We start from the raw sequence: 20,163 nt of genomic DNA, 5'->3' as shown, positions 1-20,163 counted from the left end.
GAAACGTCTGTTCAGGAACGATCTACCGGTTCGTCTTCGGCGGCGATTTCGTCTCCGGTGGAATCGGCGGTTGCGGCGTTCGTGTTGGACGCTGCGTTGTCGGTCCCTGCGCTCGAATCGGCGTCGACGCCGACTGCGCTGGAGACGTCGATTTCGTCGTCGTCGGGTTCGTCTTGCCCGCCAACGATCAGTTCCCCGTCCTCGAGTTCGACGTAAACGTCGTCCGCAAAGCCGCCCTCCGCGTGGGGGTGGTCGGGGTTCTCGAGGCGCTCCGGCGTCGAGGGCGCCTCTGGAAGGCCCCCAGCCGGCGCGAACTCGCCGAGCGGATCGTCGATGGTAATCCCCCACGTTTCGAAGAAGTCGGCGTATCGTTCGTAGTGGTCCTCGAGTTCGTCGCCGGGGAACTCCATCATCTCCGTCCAGCCGTGGTTGTAGAAGTCGAAGTTCGATTGAACGTGAGTGATTTCCCTCGCTTCGGCCTCCGAGTACCCTTCCTGAAGTGCGGCCAGGTAGGAGTCCATCGTCGCGTCGAAGAAGGCGTCCAGTCGCGGCTTTCGTTCCTCGGCGTGGGCGGGATCGGCCTTTTTGGTGAATATCTTCGTGTGCATGCGCACGAGCCCGGACTTGGCGACCGAGCGAACGACGGGCGTCTCGAGGGCTTTTCTCGAGGCAAAGTGACGGGCGTTCTGGCGGATCTTCATACTGATACGTGTGAACCCGAGGATAAAGAGGCGTTTGGATAGCGAAAAACTGCATAATCGAACACGGAAACGTCGCCGAGATAGCAATCCACTTTAACCCTCGTTACGAACGGTCCGAATATGACCGAGTACGTAATCATCGGTGACGGGATCTCGGGCAGTTCGGCCGCTGAGACCCTCCGGGAAGAGGACCCGGATGCGAACATCACTATCATCACCGATGAGGGGGAGCCGCTGTACAATCGCATTCTCATCAAAGAACACGCGAAAGGGAAACTTCCAGAGGCTCCGATTTCGATCCACGACGAGGACTGGTACGCCGAACGAGACATCGAACTCTCGTTGAACACCCACGTGACGACGATCGATTCCGCCGAGAAGATCGTTCGGATTCACGAGGACGAGGACATCCCCTACGACAAACTCCTGATCGCGACGGGCGGGACCCCGACACAGCTTCCGGTTCCCAACAGCGACGCCGAGGGAATCCATCACTTTTGGACGTTTCAGGATGCGCGTGCGATCCGCGAAAGCGCCGAAGCGGCCGACGACGCCGTCGTCGTCGGTGCCGGCCTGCTCGGAATCGACTTCGCGGCGGTCTGTGGTGCACAGGGCGTCGAGGGCAAGTACCTGATGCGCGGCGACCGCTGGTGGCGCTATGCGCTCTCTGCTGACGGTGCCGAAATCATGCACAACGGGATGCGCGACGTCGGCGTCGAACCGGTGTTCGACAGCGGCGTCGACCGCTTCGAAACGGACGACGACGGGCAGGTCGCTGCGGCGGTCGATCCGAACGGCGAGCGTTACGAGTGTGACTTTGCAGGCGTCGCCATCGGACTCACGTTCAACACCGAGTTCCTCTACGGAACGGACCTCGAGATGGACAACGGAATCGTCGTCGACGAGTACATGGAGACGAACCTCGAGGACGTTTACGCCGCCGGTGACATCACTCGGTTTTACGACGTTCTACTCGGCGAGCAAGCGCAGAACGGCTCGTGGGGCTCGGCCAAAGAACAGGGCCGCGTCGCCGCGACCAACATGGCCGCAGACGACCGGTCCGAAGCGTTCCAGTGGGTTTCCTCGTATTCGATCACGCACTTTGACTTCCCGTTCCTGTCGTTCGGCCATCCGACCCTCGGCGACGAACACGCGGAACGTCGCTACAGCGACACCGAGTGGCGACGCGTCGCGTTCAAAGACGGCAAGATCGTCGGCGGCGTCCTGATCGGGGACCTCTCCCCGCAGAGTACGTTCAAGAAGCTCATGCGCCAACAGCGCGACGTCGCGGACCAGGCGGAACTCCTCCTCGAGCAGTCCGTCGACATCGATAAGCTCGCCCCGGCTCAGGAGCAGTAATTCGTTCGCGGTTCGTTCGCGTCTTTCCTTCGTACTGGCTGACAATCCGTTGGCGACTCGCGTAAGCAGTTGATTTTCGAGGATCGTCTTGGGTTCGAGACCCATTTCGGACCGGTTGATGGCTCCTCGAGGCAAACGTTTATGGTCGATCATGTTATTTGGTATCAATAGACATGGCAACCAGTGAAACCGTCGATCGATCACCGACGCTTCGGTGCGTCGACTCAGTTCCTCCGGACGCGACCGTCCGCCACGTCGATCAACTCGAGGAATCGACGTTGACGTGGTTTCTCGAAACGCTCGAGTCCGGTGCGAACGCGAGCGCGTCAATCGACGCACACGGTTTCGAAGACGGCGACGTGATCGTGTTCACTGCGTGCTATCGGATCGATCTCTCCTGAGAAGCTGTTTTCCATACAGCCAGACCGCGTGCTGGAAGTGTGCCGACCAGTCGACCGCCCGAACAACGATTACTCCGCTCCGAGTGCGGTTACTCGTCCGCCGGATCCGCTCATCACGATCGTTTCCGGCAGCGTGATGACCTCGCCACTGCCATCCGTCTCGGTACTCCACCGCGTCGTCCCGTCCGCTCGAGCGAGTGCCCGCAGTTCGCCGTCCCCGGCGAGGAGTATGTCCTCGCCGCTGATCGTGGGGGGACCGGCACCGTCGTCTGCTAGTTCGGCGGACCAGGCTTTTTCGCCGTCTCGAGCGATCGCGTAGAGTCTCTCCCGCGTGGGAACGTAGACGTGCTGGTCGTCCAGTGCAAGCGGTGATTCCCACCTGTGGCCCGGAACGTTGAACGTCCAGCGTTCGCTTCCGTCGATCTCGTAGGCGTGAACGAGACTGCCGCCCTGCACGATCACCAGTTCGTCGTCGACGACCGGTCCAGCGGAGACGCGGGCGGTCGATCGATGCCACCGTTCCTCGCCGGTTTCTGCGTCGACGGCGAACACGCCGGTCTCTCCCGCCATCGAACCGAGATACAGCGTCCCGTCGTGGACGGCGATTCGTTTTGTGAACTCCTGGTTCGATTCCGTCGAGCCGATTTCGCGAGCCCACCTGAGCGAGCCGTCGTGGGCCGAAAGGGAGTGTACGGTCCCGTCCCAGTCGGGAACGTAGACCGCAGTGCCGTCGATCGTCGGCGGCGCGGTCACTCGAGCGTCGATATCGTAGAGCCATTCCTCGTCGCCGTATCGTTCGTGGAACGCGACGAGACGCCCCTGCTCGAGGTCGCGCCGTGCGCTGACGACGATACGGGACCCGCGGATGGCGGGAGGCGAGTTCGGGTTCGAGCGAAGCGGGACCTGCCAGCGTTCTTCGCCGGGTCCGGCCTCGAGGGCGTGCAGTCGGTACCGGTGTCGGGCTCGATCGGATACCGCGTCGACCGGCACGTAGATCCGTTCGTCAGCTATCGACGGGGTTCCGGTCGCTCGGACGTCCTCGAGTTCGGTCGTCCAGACCGTCTCCGGTTCGACGGGACCGTCGGCGACCGAACGGGTTTGACCCGACTCTCGACCGACGATCGGCCACTCCCCATCGACCTCTCCGAGGTCACCGGACGGGGTAGTTCGTGAAAAACAGCCAGCGAGGCAAGCGCTGGCTGCGCCAAGCACTGTGAGTGCGTGACGACGCGTGAAGGAGGGCATTTCGTGAGAATTGACAGACATGCCAAGTAAGCGTTTGGTTGCTTAGCCGACTGCCTTCAGCCGTTCGCCCCCGTCAGCCGGGTTCGAATGGTGTCTCAGGGGACGCTGTCTCGGGGGATCCCTACCCCTTGGACTGCTTTCAAATGAGCGTGACACGTTGACACCTGCGAGTCCCGTACGGAACTGTGCATGTCGGAGAACGATGATATGTCACCGCTTTCGGTCGACCGGCGGAGGTTTCTTCAATCGGTGGGCTTTTCCGCGGGAGCCGCAGCGCTCGTGACTTCGACCGTACCGACAGCAGCAACAGACACTGACGACGAACCCAGCCCAATGACCTACGAACTACCGCCGCTTCCCTACGGCTACGACGCGCTCGAACCGCACATCGACCAACAGATCATGGAACTCCATCACACGGGCCACCACCAGGCCTACGTCGATGGCGCGAACGAAGCGCTCGCCGAACTCGAGGAGATGCGAGACGGCGGCGACTTCGAGGGCATCAAAGCGGTCAAACGCGATCTGGCGTTCAATCTCTCGGGGCACGTCAACCACGCGATCTTCTGGGAGAACATGGCACCGGACGGCGGCGGCGAACCGACGGGGGACCTCGCGGAGGCGATCGAGTCGTCGTTCGGATCGTTCGAGACGTTCCAGAACGAGTTTTCACGGACCGCAGCAGAGGTCGAATCGGTCGGTTGGGCGATGCTGTTTTACGAACCGCTTTCGGACGACCTGGTTATCGGCCAAATCGAAAGTCAACACCTCCTCGCCCATCAGGATTCGACGCCCCTGCTGACGCTCGACGTCTGGGAGCACGCCTATTACCTGCAGTATCCGAACGAGCGCGCCGAGTACGTCGAGGAGTGGTGGAACGTCGTCGATTGGGACGACGTCACAGAGCGCTACGAGGCGGCTCGCGAAGAGTCGGCTCGAGTCCACGAAGAGCGGGATCAGACCGGCGAAGAGACTGACCACCCCGACGGCCAGACCGAGGAGAAACCCGGCCGAGCCGGCGAACAGCCCGGCCTGCCGGACGGAGCCGCCGCCGAACTCGTCCCCGGTAACTCCCGGTAGCCAGCCGATTCGGCTCCGACTCGAGGGTGCCGGAACGACAACGATTTAGTGAGTTATCCGACCATAGCCGTTCATGGCACAACAGCAAGCCGAAGTCTCCGGGCCCTACGACGCGTTTCGGCAATTTTTCTCCCTCCGGCGGGACGTGTTGGTGCTCTCGGTCGCGATGTTCGCCTTTAGCCTGGGCTTCCAGATGACGAACCGGTTTATCCCGGACTATCTGGTTTACCTGGGTGCTGGCGGGTTCGTCGTGGGCCTGTTCGCCACCCTCGGAAACGTCATCGGTGCGGTCTACCCCTACTACGGCGGGATCGTCTCGGACCGCGTCGGTTCCCGATACGCCCTGACCGTCTTCGGCTTTCTTTCGACGTTGGGGTTCGTGATCTGGCTGGCTTCGGCGTACATTCCCGCTATCGATCTCGGTGCGATCGTCCTCGAGCCGTGGGTCTGGGTTTTCGTCGGTCTGCTGTTGGCCCAGTGTTGGAAGTCGTTCGGAATCGGCGGCCACTACGCGATCGTCAAGCAGGCGACCGAGCCCAGTCGGTTGGCTCGCGGGTTCGCCAGCACGGAGACGTTCCGTCGGACGGCGTTCCTGATCGCCCCGCTGATCGTCGCCGTTCTGGTGGTAGACTCCCTCATGCCGGGCTTTCTGTGGGTGCTCGTGATCGGTATCGTCTTCGCACTCCTCGGCACGCTCGCACAGCACCTTCTGTACGACGCCGACGCGGATACGGTCGGCAAGGAGTTTCAGGGAGTCGGACAGGTCGTCGACGACCTGCGTTCGCTTCCCGACCCGCTGGGCCCGCTGTTGATCGGTGATGCCCTGGTTCGATTCGCGAACGGGATGGTGTACGCGTTTTTCATCCTGGTCATCACCCTCGAGATGGGGATCGGACTGACGCTGTCGCTCCCCGTTGTCGGAACGATCAGTCTCTCGCCGGCCGCGTTCTTCGGCGTGCTCTTGAGCGTCGAGATGCTCGTTGCACTGCTGACGATGGCCCCGGCCGCTAAAATCGCGGAGTACACCGGCCTCAAGGCGGTCGTCGGGCTCGGCTTTTTCGTCTACGCCATCTTCCCGATCATGCTGATCTTCGCGCCGGAGAACGCCTGGATCCTGATCGTCCTCTTCGCCTTTTCGGGCCTTCGATTCGCCGGCTTGCCGGCCCACAAGGCCCTGATCGTCGGTCCGGCCGAACGTGGTTCGGGTGGGCGGGTTACGGGTTCCTATTACCTCGTTCGCGGCGCGATCGTGATTCCAAGCGGCGCGCTCGGGGGATTTCTCTGGGAGTTCGTCACGCCGGAAGTGTCGTTCACCATCGCCTCGATTATCGGGATGGTCGGCGTCGTCTACTTCCTGGTCTTCGGCGAGGAGTTCGAGGCCTACAAGTAGCGCTGTGTGGCAATCTCCGTCTCGAGCGGTTCTACCCTGATACTTGCCTCGACCGATTCGGCTCCCCGCTCACACCAACTCTCGTTCGTCTGGTTCGGTGTCGCTCCGATCGAAGTCGGAATCGGCGGCGTTCTCGTTGCTGGCAGACCGCTCTTTCGAACCGGCCGCGCGCTCGCTATCGCCCGTTCGAGCCAGTTCGTCCACCTCGAGCAGCCGCTGGGTCTTGTGCTCGAACTCCGCTTCGGAAAGTTCCCCGCGGGCGTACCGACCCTTGAGTTCCTCAAGCGGATTCGTCTCTTTCTCGCCGGCGTCGATCTGTTCTGCTTTTTCCTCGCCCCACCACTCCTCGACGGCCGCTCGGTCACCGAACAGGAGCGCGACGAGCGCCGATCCGAAGAAGACGCCGAACACGCCCGCGACGATGAGCCAGGTCGTTCCGGTCGCGAACCCGACGGCGGCGACCCCGGCCATCAGAATCGCGAACACCCCGGTAACGTTCCGTCGAAGGCGCTCGAGCGGACCGGCTTCGCTCATGACAGTCGCGTACGACTTTCGAGTTGAAAAGCGTTGCCGGTCGACCCGCGGGACCGCCGGGGCGGTTTCGGTATCGGTCACGTTGGGTTTACTCTCGGCCGCGTCGGTTTCGGTATCGAAGCCGTTTTGCCTCGGCCACGCCTTCGTCCGTCTATGAACGGCGATAGCGACATGACCCTGGCGTTCGAACTCGAGGCGCTCAAGGAGGTCGCCTCCCCCGAAGAGGTCTTCGAGGACGCCAGAAGCTGGACCACCTACATCGGTGTCGTCTCCGAGAAACCGACCTACGTCGTGACGAACTTCACGCGAAAGAACCGCGTTCGTCAGGACTTCTTCTCGGGACCGCGCGGCGTCGACGAAAGTCTCAGCGGCGTCAAAGGGCAGTTCGACACGGACCGTTACGTCTTCATCGGAGCGAGCGACGACGACGAAGCCCGCGCGGAAAAACTCGACTGGGAGTACCTCGACATCGAAGACGCCGCCGAGGCCGCCGACTGGACGATGGCCACCGAAACGACACCCGAGGAGATCGAGACGGACTCGTCTCGAGACGATTGGCCGTAAGCGAGTATTCGGACCGGTCGCGACTCGAGCCGACGCGCCGTTCTCGGAACTGATTGCCGCTACTTACTCCTCGATCCTTTACTACCGTGGTTGTTTCAGCGGATAATGTTGTGATTATCGACGGTTCCAGCCTACAGCATCGGACTGTCGGTGTAACGGTCGGTGGGACCCTTTGAGCGCCTCGGCAAGATTTAGACGATGACGCACAACAACGATCGGAGGAGAGACGCATCGGAACCGGGCGACGGGCGGTCGGACGGTGACGGGCGATCGGATTCGACCGGGAAGGGGCGGTCTCCCGTCCGTCCATCGCGGCGGCGGTTCTTACAGACGGCGGCGGCAACCACGGCTGTTGCCGGGCTCGGCGGCGTCGGCGCGGCCCAACTCGAGGAGTCCGAAATCGAACTCGACGGGGTGAGCGACGGCTGGGTCGGCGTCTCGCCCGAAGAGATTGCAGACGAGACGAATCCGACCCTCGAGCTCGAAGAGGGCGAAACCTACGAGCTCACGTGGGAGAACATCGACGGGATCGGTCACAACTTCGTCATCATCGACGACGACGGCGAGCAGTTAGTCGAGACGGAGATCGTACAGGGGGAAGGCGAGACGCAAACGGTGGAGTTCGAAGCCGAAGACGAGATGGCCGAGTACTACTGCGAGCCCCACCCCCAGACGATGCGCGGGGACATCACCACGGACGGGGAGGAAGAAGAAGATCCCGACGAGGAAGCCGAGCCGTACTTCCCCGAAGGGCCGACCGTCGGCGTCGAGCCCGTCGCGGAGGGACTCGTCGCGCCGACCGACTTCCACGACCCCGAGGGAACCGACTACCAGTACGTCAGCGACCAGATGGGGGAAGTCTACCGCATCGGCGACGACGGAATCGAGGACGACCCGTTCCTCGACATCGGCGATCGAATGGTCGATGTCGGGGAGGAGTTCGCAGGCGGCTACGCGGACCCGGAAGGCGACTACGACGAGCGCGGCCTGCTCGGCCTCGAGTTCCACCCGGAGGACGATTCCCGCGTGTTCCTCAACTATAGCGCGCCGCCGGACGACGAGACGCCCGACGGCTGGTCTCACGTGCAGGTGCTCTCGGAGTTCGAGGTCGACGAGGACGGCGAAACCGCGGATCCGGATTCGGAACGATCGATCCTCGAGATTCAGCACCCGCAGTTCAACCACGATAGCGGCCCGATGGCCTTCGGTCCAGACGGTTACCTCTACTACCCAATGGGCGACGGCGGTGGCGGAAACGACTCCGACTACGGCCACGTCGAGGACTGGTACGACGAGAACGAGGGCGGCAACGGACAGGACACCGAGGAAAACCTGCTCGGCGGCGTCCTCCGAATCGACGTCGACGAGGAGGAAGACCAGGAGTTCGGCGAGTACGGTATCCCCGAAGACAACCCCTTCGCGGAAGGAGAGGACCTCGAGGGCGAGGGCTTAGAGGAGTACTACGCGTGGGGACTTCGCAATCCCTTCGGTATCACGTTCAGCGAGGACGATCGGTGTATCGTCGCCGACGCTGGACAGGTCCTCTACGAAGCGGCCTACGAGATCGAAGCGGGGAACAACTACGGCTGGAACGTCAGGGAGGGATCGCACTGTTTCAGCACGGATACGCCGGCGACGCCGCCGGAGGAGTGTCCGATGGAGACGCCCGATGACGTCCGCGACGGCGAAGTACTTTCCGACCCCGTGATCGAATATCCGCAGGTCTACGAGGGTCAGGGCGTCGGCATCGTCATCATCGGCGGCCACACCTACGAGGACGACACGGTCGAGGAACTCGAGGGACAGTACATCTTCGGCGACTGGACGGTCGACCAGGGTCGCCAACAGCCCCAGGGTCGCGTGTTCGCCGCGACGCCGGAGGACATCGACACCGACCCCGAATCCGTCGAGCGCGACGAGTACGGCGGTCGGCCGCGAGACGACCTCTGGGAGATGGAGGAGGTCGTCTTCGACGGCGGCGAGGACGGCGAACTCCACCACTTCGTCCGTCAGTTCGGTCGCGGAGCCGACGGCGAAGTGTACATCCTCGCGAACCAGATCGGCGTCCCCGAGGGCGACACCGGCGTCGTCCTCGAGATCGTTCCGGAGGGCGAAGGCGTCGAACTCGAGGCTCCCGAGGAGGTCGAAGAAGAGCCGGACGACGACGACGAGGATATCGAAGACGAAGACGAACATCCGGGCGACGTGGACGAAGAAGACGAGGAACAGACGGACGAGGATGAAGCGGACGACGAAGCGACTGACGACGAGGACAACGAGTCTGCAAACGACGATTGAGCAGGCCTCCCGCTCGGTTCATTCGATTCGTCGTTTTTGCTTTATTCGTCGTTTCTTGTTTTCTCGAACGTGCGCGGCGCTGTCGCTCTCGATTCGGTGTCTACACGAGTGCGGGCGCAGTCGCTCGTGGTTTGTAGAAAGACGGGGTAGGTCAGTCAGCGTGACCACACGTGGAAACCACGCGGGTCGAAAGGTAACTGCCAGACCGTGCCGTCTACCTGCACCTCTTTTCTCGCACTACAAAACCCCTTTGATACGGGGACCCGAGAACGTGGGTCCTCGAAAGGCCTCCCTCGTTGGCGCAACGCTCGTGCTCTTCGTTTCGTCTCGAGACGTCGTCCAGCTCCGCCGCGAGGCGTCGCGCTTATGCCTTCACCGGCCGAACGTGGCACAATGGCAACACCTCGCGTTCCGGGTGACGATATCGGCACCTTTGAACTTCCCTGCGGGACCGAGATCGACCCGCGAGACATCGATCTGGGGATGCGCGAGTACGACTGCTCGTGCGGCGAGACTCACGCCGTCGTCACCGACGTGCATCCGCCCTCGAGATTTTTCCCCGAATCGTTCGTCGCGGTGCTCGAGGAGACCATCGAGGTCGAAGACGAGTTCGAGAGCTTCGGCACGCCGCACCTGCTGGGGGTCACTCTAGAGGAGTTCCCCGAGGAGGTCGCGTCCTACGACGCGGCCGACGATGGCAGCGTCGGCTACACGCTGGTCTGGGTGACCGAATTCGACTCGAGGCGACTCCACGAAATCGTCGTCGAACTCGTGATCGAACTCATGGACCACGCGATGAGCCACGCCGGGGACGACCAGGCGATTTCGCAGTTCGAACGGCAGATGCTCGAGTTCGACGTCGAGGCCTTCGTCGAGGAGTATCGCCGGGAGCGAGAGTTCGAGACCGAACACGATCGGGCGATGTAGGTAGTTCAGCTTGCGCGGATACCTCAATGCTACTCCCCTCCTGTGTTAATTACCTCGTCGGTCGTGGGTGTCAGCCGAATGGGCTTTTCTCGTTTGCCTAACTCACTAGGTATAGGGTCTCTGAAAGCCCCCGCCCCGCTCTGAGCGTTCTGTGTGCGTGCGCGCTTCGGCTCGCGGTGCTCACCTGCAGTGCTAACGGCACGCAGAACGCGCGAGCGGACCGGCCCCTTTCGATCCCACCCACCGCAGCCTCCACGCTCGCGGCTCACTTCGTTCGCCCCTCGCCCACCCCAGCCGTGGCGGTTCACTTCGTTCGCGGGTCGTTCCACTCACGGTTCTTTTCAATCACCGTTCGCTGTCGAGACCCGGCTTCGCCGTGTCTCGCTCCCCGCTCACCGTTTGAGGGCTTCACTCTGTTCAGCCCTCGCATTCACCGCCACCCTCGCACGAATTGGGTGCGACGCTCGAGCGCCGCACCAGCGCGCGCCACCGCCGAGTGGTCGGCCGGTCGTTTCGATCCGAAAATACTTCACTCCAATTCGAAATTCGAAATTCGATTTCGAGAATCGTACTGTTTCGTGGGGCTTATTACGATGTACGAACTCCGGACGAACAAGACCAATGAGTACGGACCACCAGAGCGCGGGTGACATCGCGGGCGACGGGCGCACAATCCTGCTGATCGGCAGCGGCCCGATTCAGATCGGGCAGGCGGCGGAGTTCGACTACTCCGGCGCGCAGGCCTGCCGAGCCCTGCAGGAGGAAGGCGCGGAAGTCGTCCTCGTGAACTCGAACCCGGCGACGATCATGACGGACCCGGAAATGGCCGACGAAGTCTACATCGAGCCGATCACGACCGAGGCGATCTCCGAGATCATCGCCAAAGAAAATCCCGACGGCGTCATCGCCGGGCTGGGCGGCCAGACGGGACTGAACGTGACCGCTGAACTCGCCGAGGAGGGCGTTCTCGAGGAACACAACGTCGAGATCATGGGGACGCCGCTGGAGACGATCTACGCGACCGAGGACCGAGATCTGTTCCGCCAGCGCATGGAGAAGATCGGCCAGCCGGTTCCGGCCTCGACGACGATTTCGCTCGACGAGGACGAAGCCGTCTCGGAGCTGACCGAGGCGGACCTCGAGGACCGCGTGCAGGCCGCGGTCGACGAGGTCGGTGGCCTCCCCGTTATCGCACGCACCACCTACACGCTGGGTGGCTCGGGATCGGGCGTCGTCCACGAATTCGACGAACTGTTGGCCCGCGTCCGCAAGGGACTTCGACTCTCGAGAAACAGCGAGGTCCTGATCACCGAGTCCATTGCGGGCTGGGTCGAGTACGAGTACGAAGTCATGCGCGACGCCGACGACTCCTGTATCATCATCTGCAACATGGAGAACATCGACCCGATGGGGATCCACACGGGAGAGTCGACGGTCGTGACGCCCTCCCAGATCGTTCCCGACAAGGGTCACCAAGAGATGCGCACCGCGGCGCTCGACGTGATTCGCGAACTGGGCATTCAGGGCGGCTGTAACATCCAGTTCGCCTGGCACGACGACGGCACGCCGGGCGGCGAGTACCGCGTCGTCGAGGTCAACCCCCGCGTCTCCCGTTCCTCGGCGCTCGCTTCGAAAGCGACCGGCTACCCGATCGCTCGCGTGACCGCGAAGGTCGCGCTGGGCAAGCGCCTCCACGAGATCGACAACGAAATCACGGGCGAGACGACCGCGGCGTTCGAGCCCGCGATCGACTACGTCGTCACGAAGGTCCCACGATGGCCCAAGGACAAGTTCGACGACGTGGACTTCGAGCTGACGACGGCGATGAAATCGACTGGCGAGGCGATGGCTATCGGACGAACCTTCGAGGAGAGTCTGCTGAAATCGCTGCGCTCGACCGAGTACGACCCCGACGTCGACTGGGACGATGTGAGCGACGAGGAGCTCGAGGAACGCTACCTCGAGCGCCCGTCGCCGGACCGTCCGTACGCGATGTTCGAGGCCTACGAGCGCGGCTACACCACCGAAGAGGTCGTCGAACTGACGGGTATCTTCGAGTGGTACGCGGAACGATACCACCGCATCGCCGAGTCGATGCGCGCCGCCCAGAACGGCGACTTCACCGAGGCCGCGATCGCGGGTCATACGAACACCTCGATCGCCGCGACGACGGGATCGACGGTCGATACGGTCGAAACGGACGTCCCCGGGCGCACGTACAAGCAGGTCGACACCTGCGCCGGCGAGTTCGAGGCGGAGACGCCGTACTACTACTCCGCGCGCAAATCGGAGTTCGACAAGGGGCCGCTCGTCGGCGACGCCGCCGCGGGCGAGCTCGAGGTCGACCGCGACGTCGAGAGCATCATCGTCGTCGGCGGCGGCCCGATCCGTATCGGACAGGGCGTCGAGTTCGACTACTGTTCAGTCCACGCGGTTCGCGCGTTGAGAGAGTTAGGCATCGACGCACACGTCGTCAACAACAACCCAGAGACCGTCTCGACGGACTACGACACCTCCGACGGGCTGTTCTTCGAGCCGATTACGGCCGAAGAGGTCGCGGATGTCGCAGAGGCGGCCGACGCCGACGGCGTCATGATCCAGTTCGGCGGCCAGACCTCGGTCAACATCGGCGAACCGCTCCACGACGAGATCGAACGTCGCGGTCTGGACTGTGACGTAATGGGCACCAGCGTCGAAGCGATGGACCTCGCCGAGGACCGCGACCGCTTCAACGCACTCATGGACGAGATGGGCGTCGCCCAGCCCGACGGCGGGACGGCGACCTCAAAGGAAGAAGCCCTCGAGCTGGCCCACGACATCGGCTACCCCGTACTCGTCCGTCCGAGCTACGTGCTCGGCGGTCGCGCGATGCAGGTCGTCCACGACGACGCCGAACTCGAGCAGTATATCGAGGAAGCGGTTCGCGTCGCGCCGGACAAACCGATCCTCGTCGACGAGTTCCTCGAGGACGCCGTCGAACTCGACGTCGACGCCGTCGCCGACGGCCGCTCGGTGCTCATCGGCGGTATCATGGAACACGTCGAGAGCGCGGGGGTTCACTCGGGCGACTCCGCCTGTATGATCCCGCCGCGCTCGCTCGAGGAGGAGACGCTCGAGCGCGTTCGCGAAGTGACCGAAGACATCGCGTCGGCACTCAAGACGAGGGGGCTGATGAACGTTCAGCTGGCCGTCAAAGACGGAGAGGTGTACGTTCTCGAGGCCAATCCGCGCTCCTCGCGCACCGTTCCGTTCGTCTCGAAGGCGACGGGTGTTCCGATCGCGAAACTCGCCGCGCAAGTGATGGCCGGCGAGACCTTGGAGAGTCTCGGCGTCGACGAGCAGATCCCCGAACACACTTCCGTCAAAGAAGTCGTCCTCCCGTTCGACCGGCTGCCGGGCTCGGACCCGCGTCTCGGCCCGGAAATGAAGTCGACCGGCGAAGTGATGGGAACGGCCAGCGAGTTCGGAACGGCCTACTGGAAGGCCCAGCAGGCGTCTTCGAACGCCGTCAGCTCCGGAACGGCCGTCGTCGACTTCGACATCGACGGCTTCGAGGACCACTTCGAGGTCGCGACGTTCGAGGACGGCGACGAGCCACGCTCGTCGGAGAGCCGGACGGAGTCCGGCGGTGTCCCGCAGGCGATCCGCGAAGGAAAGGTCGACTTCGTCGTCAGCCGCGACCGCGATTCGCTCGAGATGGCCGTCGAGGAGGAGATCCCGTACCTTTCGACGGAAGCCAGCGCGAAGGCGTACGTCGAGGGACTCGAGGCGGCCGAGGGTGATCTCGAGGTCGAAACGATCTCCGATCGTCCGAAGCGAACGGCTCGCTGGGGAGCCGGCGAGTAATTTTCCCAACCCGCCGCTAATTTCACGAACCGTCGCGTCGGATCTTCTGCAGGGTACACACTATTCTATCGAGAGCGCGGAGCGACGCCCATGCCGAGCGCATCCGATCTGCTCGTCGACTGTCTCGAGGCCGAGGGGGTTGACCGCGTCTTCGGGGTACCGGGCGAGGAAATCGAGGATCTGCTGTTCTCGCTTCGGGACTCCGAGATCACGTTCGTTCCGACGCGCCACGAACAGGGAGCGGCGTTCATGGCCAACGTGTACGGTCGGTTAACCGGCGAGGCGGGCGTCTGTCTGTCGACGCTCGGTCCCGGCGCGACGAATCTCATCACCGGCGTCGCCGACGCTCAACTCGATAAGAGCCCGGTCGTCGCGATCACCGGGCAGGGCGATCGAGAGCGATTGCACAAGGAAAGCCACCAGGCGCTCGACGTGATCGACGTGTTCGAACCGGTCGTCAAGTGGAACGCACAGATCGCAGACCCCGAAATCGTTCCCGAGTCGGTGCGCAAAGCGTTCAAGCTCGCGGAGTACGAAAAGCCCGGCGCGACCCACCTCGAGTTCCCCGAGAACGTGGCTCGCGAGGAGATCGACTCTACGCCGATCCCGATCCGCGAGCAGGTTCGTCGGCCGGACCCCGACGGCGAATCGGTCGACCGCGCCGCGACGCTGATCGAATCGGCCGAACGCCCGATTATTCTGGCCGGTAACGGCGCGGTCCGGACTCGCGCTTCCGACACCGTTCGATCGCTCGTCGAGCACCTCAAGATACCGGTCGTCGCGACGTACATGGGGAAGGGAGCGATCTCCGACCGCAATGATGCGTCGTTGATGACGCTCGATTCGGGGCCCAAGGGCGAAGCCGCGCAAGCGATTGACCGAGCAGATTGCGTCGTCGCGGTCGGCTACGACATCGCCGAGCACGATCCGGAGGGCTGGAATCCTGCTCTCGAGAAATCGATCGTTCACGTCGATCTCGAGCCCGCAGAGGTGTATCGACACTACATTCCCGACGTGGAGATCGTGGCCGATATCGGCGCGTCGATCGCGGCGATCGACGATCGAATCTCGGCCGACGCGTGTTCGTTGTGGTGTACAGATCTCCACGATCGGATTCTCGAGGGGGCGACGACGAAGCCGAACGAGGCCGATCCGCTCACCGTCGAAAACACGCTTCCGTTGTTGCGCGAGGCGATGGCCGACGAGGACGTGCTCGTCTCCGACGTCGGCACGCACAAGATGAAAATCGCGCAGGCGTTCCCGACGTACGAGCCCAACACCTGCATCATTTCGAACGGACTGGCGAGTATGGGAATTGCCGTTCCGGGAGCGCTCGCTGCCGACCTCGCGACCGACGCGAACGTCGTCGCGGGCACCGGAGACGGCGGGTTCTTGATGAACGCCGCGGAGCTCGAGACTGCGACGCGGCTCGACTGCGGATTCACGGTCGTCGTGTTCAACGACGAGGACTACGGACTGATCTCCGAACAACAGCGCGGCCACCGCGGGGAGCAGTTCGGGACTGAGTTGACGAACCCAGATTTCGTAACCTTCGCCGACTCGTTCGGGGTTGAGTCGTTTCGACCCGAGACCCGGAACGAGGTCGAACGGGCGTTGGCGACCGCAGTCCCGTCCGACGAACTCGCTCTGATCGAGATCCGACTGTAGATTCGGCTGCCGAGTCGTCCGCAGAAAACCGACAGTCCCTGTTTCCCTTCGACGCGATTACGCGACGTACTCGGCCGGGTCGACCGCTTCCCCGTCGATTTCGACGTCCGTTTGGCCGCCGGTGACGGTGATGTCCGTGACTTCGCCGGAAAACTGGAACTCGAGGTGATCCGAGTCGACGGCTCCTTCGACGGTGGTCCCCGAAGCGATGATTGCGTCTTCGAATGGGTCCTCGGAAACCGGTTTGATGGTTCCGTCAACGGTAATTTCGAAGTTAGACGGCGTTCCGCGTCCTCCTATCGTCAGTAGCTGTGTCATACATTGCATCAAATTCGAACACCACATCATAAGTTTTCTCTCTTATAGAACGGTAAGAAAGTCCGAACGTCGCAGTATCCTGACCATCAGTCGATCGAATATGCGCGGGCCTGTTCCGGGGGGAGACGACCGGGTCAGCGCCGTTGCGCAACCCTAAAGCGGACGGACTCTCTGCATCAGATATGGAGTATCACGAGGCGGCGGATTTCCTCTTTAGTCTGCGGCGATTCCGTCCGAAACCGGGGACGGAGTCGACGGCCGACCTCCTCGCCCACCTCGAGAACCCGCACGAAGACGTGGATTTCGTCCAGGTCGCGGGCTCGAACGGCAAGGGGTCGACGGCGCGGATGCTCGAGCAAACCCTTCGCGAAGCCGGCCTCTCGGTCGGAATCTACACCTCGCCACACCTCGAGGATCTGCGAGAGCGCGTTCGCGTCGACGGCCGCAAGATTCCGCGCTCGGCGGTCACCACGTTCGTCGAATCGAGTCGAGGATACGTTACCGAACGCGGCGCGGACGGCGAGTCGCCGACGTTTTTCGAGACGATGACCGGACTCGCACTGTGGTATTTCGGCCGCGAGAACGTCGATGTCGCGATTCTCGAGGTCGGTATCGGCGGGAAGTTCGACGCGACGAGCGTCGTCGATCCGATCGCGAGCGCGGTAACGAGCGTCAGTCTCGAACACACCGGGATCATCGGCGAGACGAGAGCGGAAATCGCTCGAGACAAGGCCCACGTCGCGCCCGCGAACGCACCGCTCGTGACCGGCGTTACCGACGAGACGCTCGAGGACGTTCGTGACGTTGCCGGCGACGTCGTGACGGTTGGCAAAGACGGCGAGTCGGAGGCGATCGGTCAGGGCGCTCCGGACGTTCGCGTCACATACGGCGGCCGGGTGAACCACATCGAAGCCGAAATCGAAATCGTCGGGGAGGGCTGGGACCTCGAGACGCGGATTCCGCTTCCGGGCGAACACCAGGCCGAGAACGCCGGGATCGCGGCGACGCTCGCCCGACAGGTGACCGACGTCACCGACGACGAACTCGCCCGCGGGCTGCGAAACGCCCACTGGCCGGGCCGGTTCGAGGTGCTCGATACCGAGCCGCTGGTCGTCCTCGACGGAGCGCACAATCCCGCCGCGTGCGAGCGAGTCACCGAAACGCTCTCGACGTACGAGTACGACGATCTCCACCTCGTCTTCGGAGCGATGCACGATAAGGATCACCGGGAGATGGCGACGGCGCTGCCGACGCCCGATTCGGTCATCGCCTGCGAGCCGACGCTTGATCGGGCCGAGGACCGAGCCGTCCTCGCCGAGGTGTTCGACGACGCTGGTGTCAAGGCTGACGACGTGCACACCGAATCAGCCGTCCAAGATGCACTCTCGAGCGCCCTCGAGGCGGCGGGCGAGGACGACGCGGTGGTCGTGACCGGCTCGCTGTTCGCCATCGCCGAGGCCCGATCTCGGTGGACCTCTGCGGACGTGCCAAAGCGGATCCGTTCGCTCGAGGACGCCCGCGAGACCCTCGAGAGCGCGGAGGTCACGGAGAAAGGCGTCTACCGAATGCGCGGGAAGGCCGTCCACCGCGTCGTCAAGACGAACCTGCAGTACAGACAGGCCTCCTATCTGAAACAGGAACTGCTGAGTCTCGGCGGCGAGTGCGCCCTTTCGGGACTCCAGCGCGAGGACGAACGAACCGACGCCGTCCTGATGGGGACGCTCTCGCAGTTCAAACGGCTGACCGACAAACTCGAGGCCCAGCCCTACGGGTTGGCTGAAGTCGCTCGAGAATTGCGCGAGACGCTCGACATCGGCGTTTCGGCTCCCGACCACCGGTATCCGTGGCAGGACCGAACGGCGGTGATGGGTATCCTGAATGTGACGCCCGACAGCTTCCACGACGGCGGCGAGTACGGCGACTTCGAGGACGCCGTGGCTCGCGCCGAAGCCATGATCGAGGCGGGCGTGGACGTAATCGATATCGGCGGCGAATCCACTCGGCCCGGGGCCGATCCCGTCTCGCTCGAGGAGGAGATCGACCGCGTCGTCCCCGTCGTCGAACAGCTTAGGGAGGGGACGCTGGCCGACGACGTGCTCATCTCCGTCGATACGCGCAAGGCGGCCGTCGGCGAGGCCGCGCTCGAGGCCGGTGCGGACATCCTGAACGACGTTTCAGGCCTCGAGGATCCGGAAATGCGCTTCGTCGCCGCCGAGTACGACGCGCCGCTGATCGTGATGCACAGCATCGACGCACCCGTCGTTCCGGATCGAGACGTCGAGTACGACGACGTCGTCGAGGACGTGATCGACGAGTTGACCGAACGGGTGTTGCTCGCCGAGAAAGCCGGGCTCGACCGCGAGCAGATCATCGTCGATCCGGGGCTCGGATTCGGAAAGTCACCTCGCGAAGGGTTCGAACTACTGCGCCGAACGGCCGAGCTTCGGGCGCTCGGCTCGCCGATTCTCATCGGTCATTCTCACAAATCGATGTTCGATCCCGTCACCGACGAGTCGGACGACCGACTCGTCCCGACCGTCGCGGCCACCGCCCTCGCGGCCGACCGCGGCGCCGATATCGTCCGCGTCCACGACGTGCCCGAAAACGTCGCCGCCGTAAAGACGGCACTCGCCGTCGGAAATCCGGATTTGGTGGCCGACGACGAACTCGAGTGGTAGGTCGGACTCGGCTTCGCACGGACTAGTTAGGAAACGCTCATGTCCATCCGCTCTCTGCACCGGAGTATGGCCTCGTCCACTGCCGGTACTCCGCTCGATTCCCCACTCGAATCGATCGCGTTCATCGTCGGGTTTACGCTGATTTTCTTCGTCCTGATCCAGGTCGGATTGATAGCCTCCCTCCTATTGATCGTCGCCGGATTGAACCTTGTCGTGATCTACCTCCTTTACAGGGTACTGGTTGCTGTCGAAGCCATCTCCCCCGATAGCTGATCTCGGCCCTGTAGTCAGCTGCCGGCCCACGTTTCAACCGTCTCGAGTTCGTATCTCTATCGAATGCGGGCCTCGCCCGCGACTGAATACAATGACCGAGGACCCTCTTTCCGACGCCGCGGACGAACTGGGGCTCGAGACGAACGGTGCCGACGACCACGAGCAACCGGGACTCGAGACGGCCAAATCACTCCTCCGGACGGGTGTAGGGGACGGCTCGCTGGCGCTCGCGGGCGGCGGCGCGTTCGTCCTGGCGGGCGTTCGATCGATCGCTCGAGGCAGGTTCCGTGCGATCGGACAGCTCGCTCTGGGCGGTGGACTCCTCAAAATCGGCCAGTACCAGCGACGGAACCGAGACGGGACGGCAGTAGAACGGGTGCTCGATCTTCGAGGAACCCAAACTGACGACGAAGAAGGGGAACCAGCAGCGGACGAAACGGATGGGAAAGCGAATTCCGACGAGGCACACGCCGCGACCGAACGCCACGATCTCGGACGCGTCTCCCAGACCGACGAGGACGGCGACGGTAGCGCCGACGCCGAGTTCGGGGCTCCTCGAGACGACGACTCCGAGTCGGAGATCGAGTTTACCGAGGAAACCGACGCCGGGCCTCGAGACAGGCCGGGGGTCGACGCCGAGGACGACGACCCGAGACGGAACACGGACGGCGAGGAGGTCGAGGTCGACGTCTCGGATTCGGCGCTCGCGGACGAACCCGGCGAGGCGACCGGTCCGGATCCGGAACAGGCCGAGCCGTCCCAGACGGAAGGAACAGAGCCCGAGGGGACCGTCGAGGAGGACGCGTCCCACATGCGGGCCGACACCCCGGACGAGCGCGAGGATGGCGACGAACTCGAGGAGTAAGTTGCGTTCTCCCTGG

At 63.3% G+C, this 20,163-nt stretch carries 16 protein-coding genes; 12 read left to right on the top strand and 4 right to left on the bottom strand.

From position 1 onward, the window contains the following. Nucleotides 1-11: 11 nt before the first annotated feature. Nucleotides 12-701, bottom strand: a complete 690-nt coding sequence (locus ACZ5C7_RS21275; RefSeq protein WP_464378255.1) for a DUF6149 family protein — start codon at nucleotides 699-701, stop codon at nucleotides 12-14. 120 nt (nucleotides 702-821) lie between these two features. Between ACZ5C7_RS21275 and ACZ5C7_RS21270 the strand changes: the two genes are divergently transcribed. Next, nucleotides 822-2,060 carry an NAD(P)/FAD-dependent oxidoreductase gene (locus tag ACZ5C7_RS21270; protein WP_464378254.1) on the top strand — a complete coding sequence of 413 codons (1,239 nt, stop codon included), beginning with the start codon at nucleotides 822-824 and terminating at the stop codon, nucleotides 2,058-2,060. A 173-nt stretch (nucleotides 2,061-2,233) separates the two neighbouring features. Further along, nucleotides 2,234-2,461 (top strand): hypothetical protein, encoded by a 228-nt coding sequence (locus ACZ5C7_RS21265; RefSeq protein ID WP_464378253.1) that lies wholly within the window; start codon nucleotides 2,234-2,236, stop codon nucleotides 2,459-2,461. A 69-nt stretch (nucleotides 2,462-2,530) separates the two neighbouring features. On the opposite strand, the gene ACZ5C7_RS21260 is transcribed toward ACZ5C7_RS21265, so the two are convergent. Continuing rightward, the gene (locus ACZ5C7_RS21260) at nucleotides 2,531-3,706 is read right to left on the bottom strand and encodes an outer membrane protein assembly factor BamB family protein (protein ID WP_464378252.1); all 1,176 of its coding nucleotides are present in this window, start codon (nucleotides 3,704-3,706) and stop codon (nucleotides 2,531-2,533) included. Between the two features lie 207 nt (nucleotides 3,707-3,913). Between ACZ5C7_RS21260 and ACZ5C7_RS21255 the strand changes: the two genes are divergently transcribed. After that, the gene (locus tag ACZ5C7_RS21255) at nucleotides 3,914-4,786 is read left to right on the top strand and encodes a superoxide dismutase (RefSeq protein ID WP_464378251.1); all 873 of its coding nucleotides are present in this window, start codon (nucleotides 3,914-3,916) and stop codon (nucleotides 4,784-4,786) included. Between the two features lie 73 nt (nucleotides 4,787-4,859). Next, nucleotides 4,860-6,176, top strand: coding sequence for an MFS transporter (locus ACZ5C7_RS21250; protein WP_464378250.1), 1,317 nt, complete (start codon nucleotides 4,860-4,862; stop codon nucleotides 6,174-6,176). Between the two features lie 69 nt (nucleotides 6,177-6,245). On the opposite strand, the gene ACZ5C7_RS21245 is transcribed toward ACZ5C7_RS21250, so the two are convergent. Next, nucleotides 6,246-6,710, bottom strand: a complete 465-nt coding sequence (locus ACZ5C7_RS21245; protein ID WP_464378249.1) for an SHOCT domain-containing protein — start codon at nucleotides 6,708-6,710, stop codon at nucleotides 6,246-6,248. Nucleotides 6,711-6,863: 153 nt separating this feature from the next. Between ACZ5C7_RS21245 and ACZ5C7_RS21240 the strand changes: the two genes are divergently transcribed. From ACZ5C7_RS21240 to ACZ5C7_RS21220, 5 genes are all read left to right on the top strand, one after another. Continuing rightward, nucleotides 6,864-7,274, top strand: a complete 411-nt coding sequence (locus ACZ5C7_RS21240; RefSeq protein ID WP_464378248.1) for a DUF7124 domain-containing protein — start codon at nucleotides 6,864-6,866, stop codon at nucleotides 7,272-7,274. 198 nt (nucleotides 7,275-7,472) lie between these two features. Then, nucleotides 7,473-9,572 carry a PQQ-dependent sugar dehydrogenase gene (locus ACZ5C7_RS21235; RefSeq protein WP_464378247.1) on the top strand — a complete coding sequence of 700 codons (2,100 nt, stop codon included), beginning with the start codon at nucleotides 7,473-7,475 and terminating at the stop codon, nucleotides 9,570-9,572. Nucleotides 9,573-9,965: 393 nt separating this feature from the next. Continuing rightward, a complete protein-coding gene (locus ACZ5C7_RS21230; RefSeq protein ID WP_464378246.1) occupies nucleotides 9,966-10,499 on the top strand; it encodes a DUF5815 family protein in 534 nt (177 codons plus the stop codon). A gap of 621 nt (nucleotides 10,500-11,120) precedes the next feature. Beyond that, nucleotides 11,121-14,345: a carbamoyl-phosphate synthase large subunit gene (carB, locus tag ACZ5C7_RS21225; protein WP_464378245.1), complete on the top strand. Its 3,225-nt coding sequence runs from the start codon at nucleotides 11,121-11,123 to the stop codon at nucleotides 14,343-14,345. 90 nt (nucleotides 14,346-14,435) lie between these two features. After that, entirely contained in the window at nucleotides 14,436-16,013 is a 1,578-nt protein-coding gene (locus tag ACZ5C7_RS21220) for an acetolactate synthase large subunit (RefSeq protein ID WP_464378244.1), read from the top strand. 57 nt (nucleotides 16,014-16,070) lie between these two features. On the opposite strand, the gene ACZ5C7_RS21215 is transcribed toward ACZ5C7_RS21220, so the two are convergent. Next, the gene (locus tag ACZ5C7_RS21215) at nucleotides 16,071-16,331 is read right to left on the bottom strand and encodes a hypothetical protein (protein ID WP_464378243.1); all 261 of its coding nucleotides are present in this window, start codon (nucleotides 16,329-16,331) and stop codon (nucleotides 16,071-16,073) included. Nucleotides 16,332-16,513: 182 nt separating this feature from the next. Between ACZ5C7_RS21215 and folP the strand changes: the two genes are divergently transcribed. The 3 genes from folP (at nucleotide 16,514) to ACZ5C7_RS21200 (ending at nucleotide 20,147) form a co-directional block, all read left to right on the top strand. Beyond that, a complete protein-coding gene (gene folP / locus ACZ5C7_RS21210) occupies nucleotides 16,514-19,009 on the top strand; it encodes a dihydropteroate synthase (protein WP_464378242.1) in 2,496 nt (831 codons plus the stop codon). Between the two features lie 66 nt (nucleotides 19,010-19,075). Next, nucleotides 19,076-19,282: a hypothetical protein gene (locus ACZ5C7_RS21205; protein WP_464378241.1), complete on the top strand. Its 207-nt coding sequence runs from the start codon at nucleotides 19,076-19,078 to the stop codon at nucleotides 19,280-19,282. Nucleotides 19,283-19,373: 91 nt separating this feature from the next. Beyond that, nucleotides 19,374-20,147: a hypothetical protein gene (locus ACZ5C7_RS21200; RefSeq protein WP_464378240.1), complete on the top strand. Its 774-nt coding sequence runs from the start codon at nucleotides 19,374-19,376 to the stop codon at nucleotides 20,145-20,147. The last annotated feature ends 16 nt before the right edge of the window (nucleotides 20,148-20,163 follow it).

It is taken from the genome of Halostagnicola alkaliphila, from assembly GCF_055379965.1.
Note: the sequence above shows the minus strand (reverse complement) of the source record. Positions and strands in the feature narration are given on the sequence as shown.

What these genes read in the sequence shown, in the direction of transcription:
- ACZ5C7_RS21275 (WP_464378255.1), bottom strand. Translation starts at nt 701, where the DNA reads ATGAAGATCCGCCAGAACGCCCGTCACTTTGCCTCGAGAAAAGCCCTC.
- ACZ5C7_RS21270 (WP_464378254.1), top strand. Translation starts at nt 822, where the DNA reads ATGACCGAGTACGTAATCATCGGTGACGGGATCTCGGGCAGTTCGGCC.
- ACZ5C7_RS21265 (WP_464378253.1), top strand. Translation starts at nt 2,234, where the DNA reads ATGGCAACCAGTGAAACCGTCGATCGATCACCGACGCTTCGGTGCGTC.
- ACZ5C7_RS21260 (WP_464378252.1), bottom strand. Translation starts at nt 3,706, where the DNA reads ATGCCCTCCTTCACGCGTCGTCACGCACTCACAGTGCTTGGCGCAGCC.
- ACZ5C7_RS21255 (WP_464378251.1), top strand. Translation starts at nt 3,914, where the DNA reads ATGTCACCGCTTTCGGTCGACCGGCGGAGGTTTCTTCAATCGGTGGGC.
- ACZ5C7_RS21250 (WP_464378250.1), top strand. Translation starts at nt 4,860, where the DNA reads ATGGCACAACAGCAAGCCGAAGTCTCCGGGCCCTACGACGCGTTTCGG.
- ACZ5C7_RS21245 (WP_464378249.1), bottom strand. Translation starts at nt 6,710, where the DNA reads ATGAGCGAAGCCGGTCCGCTCGAGCGCCTTCGACGGAACGTTACCGGG.
- ACZ5C7_RS21240 (WP_464378248.1), top strand. Translation starts at nt 6,864, where the DNA reads ATGAACGGCGATAGCGACATGACCCTGGCGTTCGAACTCGAGGCGCTC.
- ACZ5C7_RS21235 (WP_464378247.1), top strand. Translation starts at nt 7,473, where the DNA reads ATGACGCACAACAACGATCGGAGGAGAGACGCATCGGAACCGGGCGAC.
- ACZ5C7_RS21230 (WP_464378246.1), top strand. Translation starts at nt 9,966, where the DNA reads ATGGCAACACCTCGCGTTCCGGGTGACGATATCGGCACCTTTGAACTT.
- carB (WP_464378245.1), top strand. Translation starts at nt 11,121, where the DNA reads ATGAGTACGGACCACCAGAGCGCGGGTGACATCGCGGGCGACGGGCGC.
- ACZ5C7_RS21220 (WP_464378244.1), top strand. Translation starts at nt 14,436, where the DNA reads ATGCCGAGCGCATCCGATCTGCTCGTCGACTGTCTCGAGGCCGAGGGG.
- ACZ5C7_RS21215 (WP_464378243.1), bottom strand. Translation starts at nt 16,331, where the DNA reads ATGACACAGCTACTGACGATAGGAGGACGCGGAACGCCGTCTAACTTC.
- folP (WP_464378242.1), top strand. Translation starts at nt 16,514, where the DNA reads ATGGAGTATCACGAGGCGGCGGATTTCCTCTTTAGTCTGCGGCGATTC.
- ACZ5C7_RS21205 (WP_464378241.1), top strand. Translation starts at nt 19,076, where the DNA reads ATGGCCTCGTCCACTGCCGGTACTCCGCTCGATTCCCCACTCGAATCG.
- ACZ5C7_RS21200 (WP_464378240.1), top strand. Translation starts at nt 19,374, where the DNA reads ATGACCGAGGACCCTCTTTCCGACGCCGCGGACGAACTGGGGCTCGAG.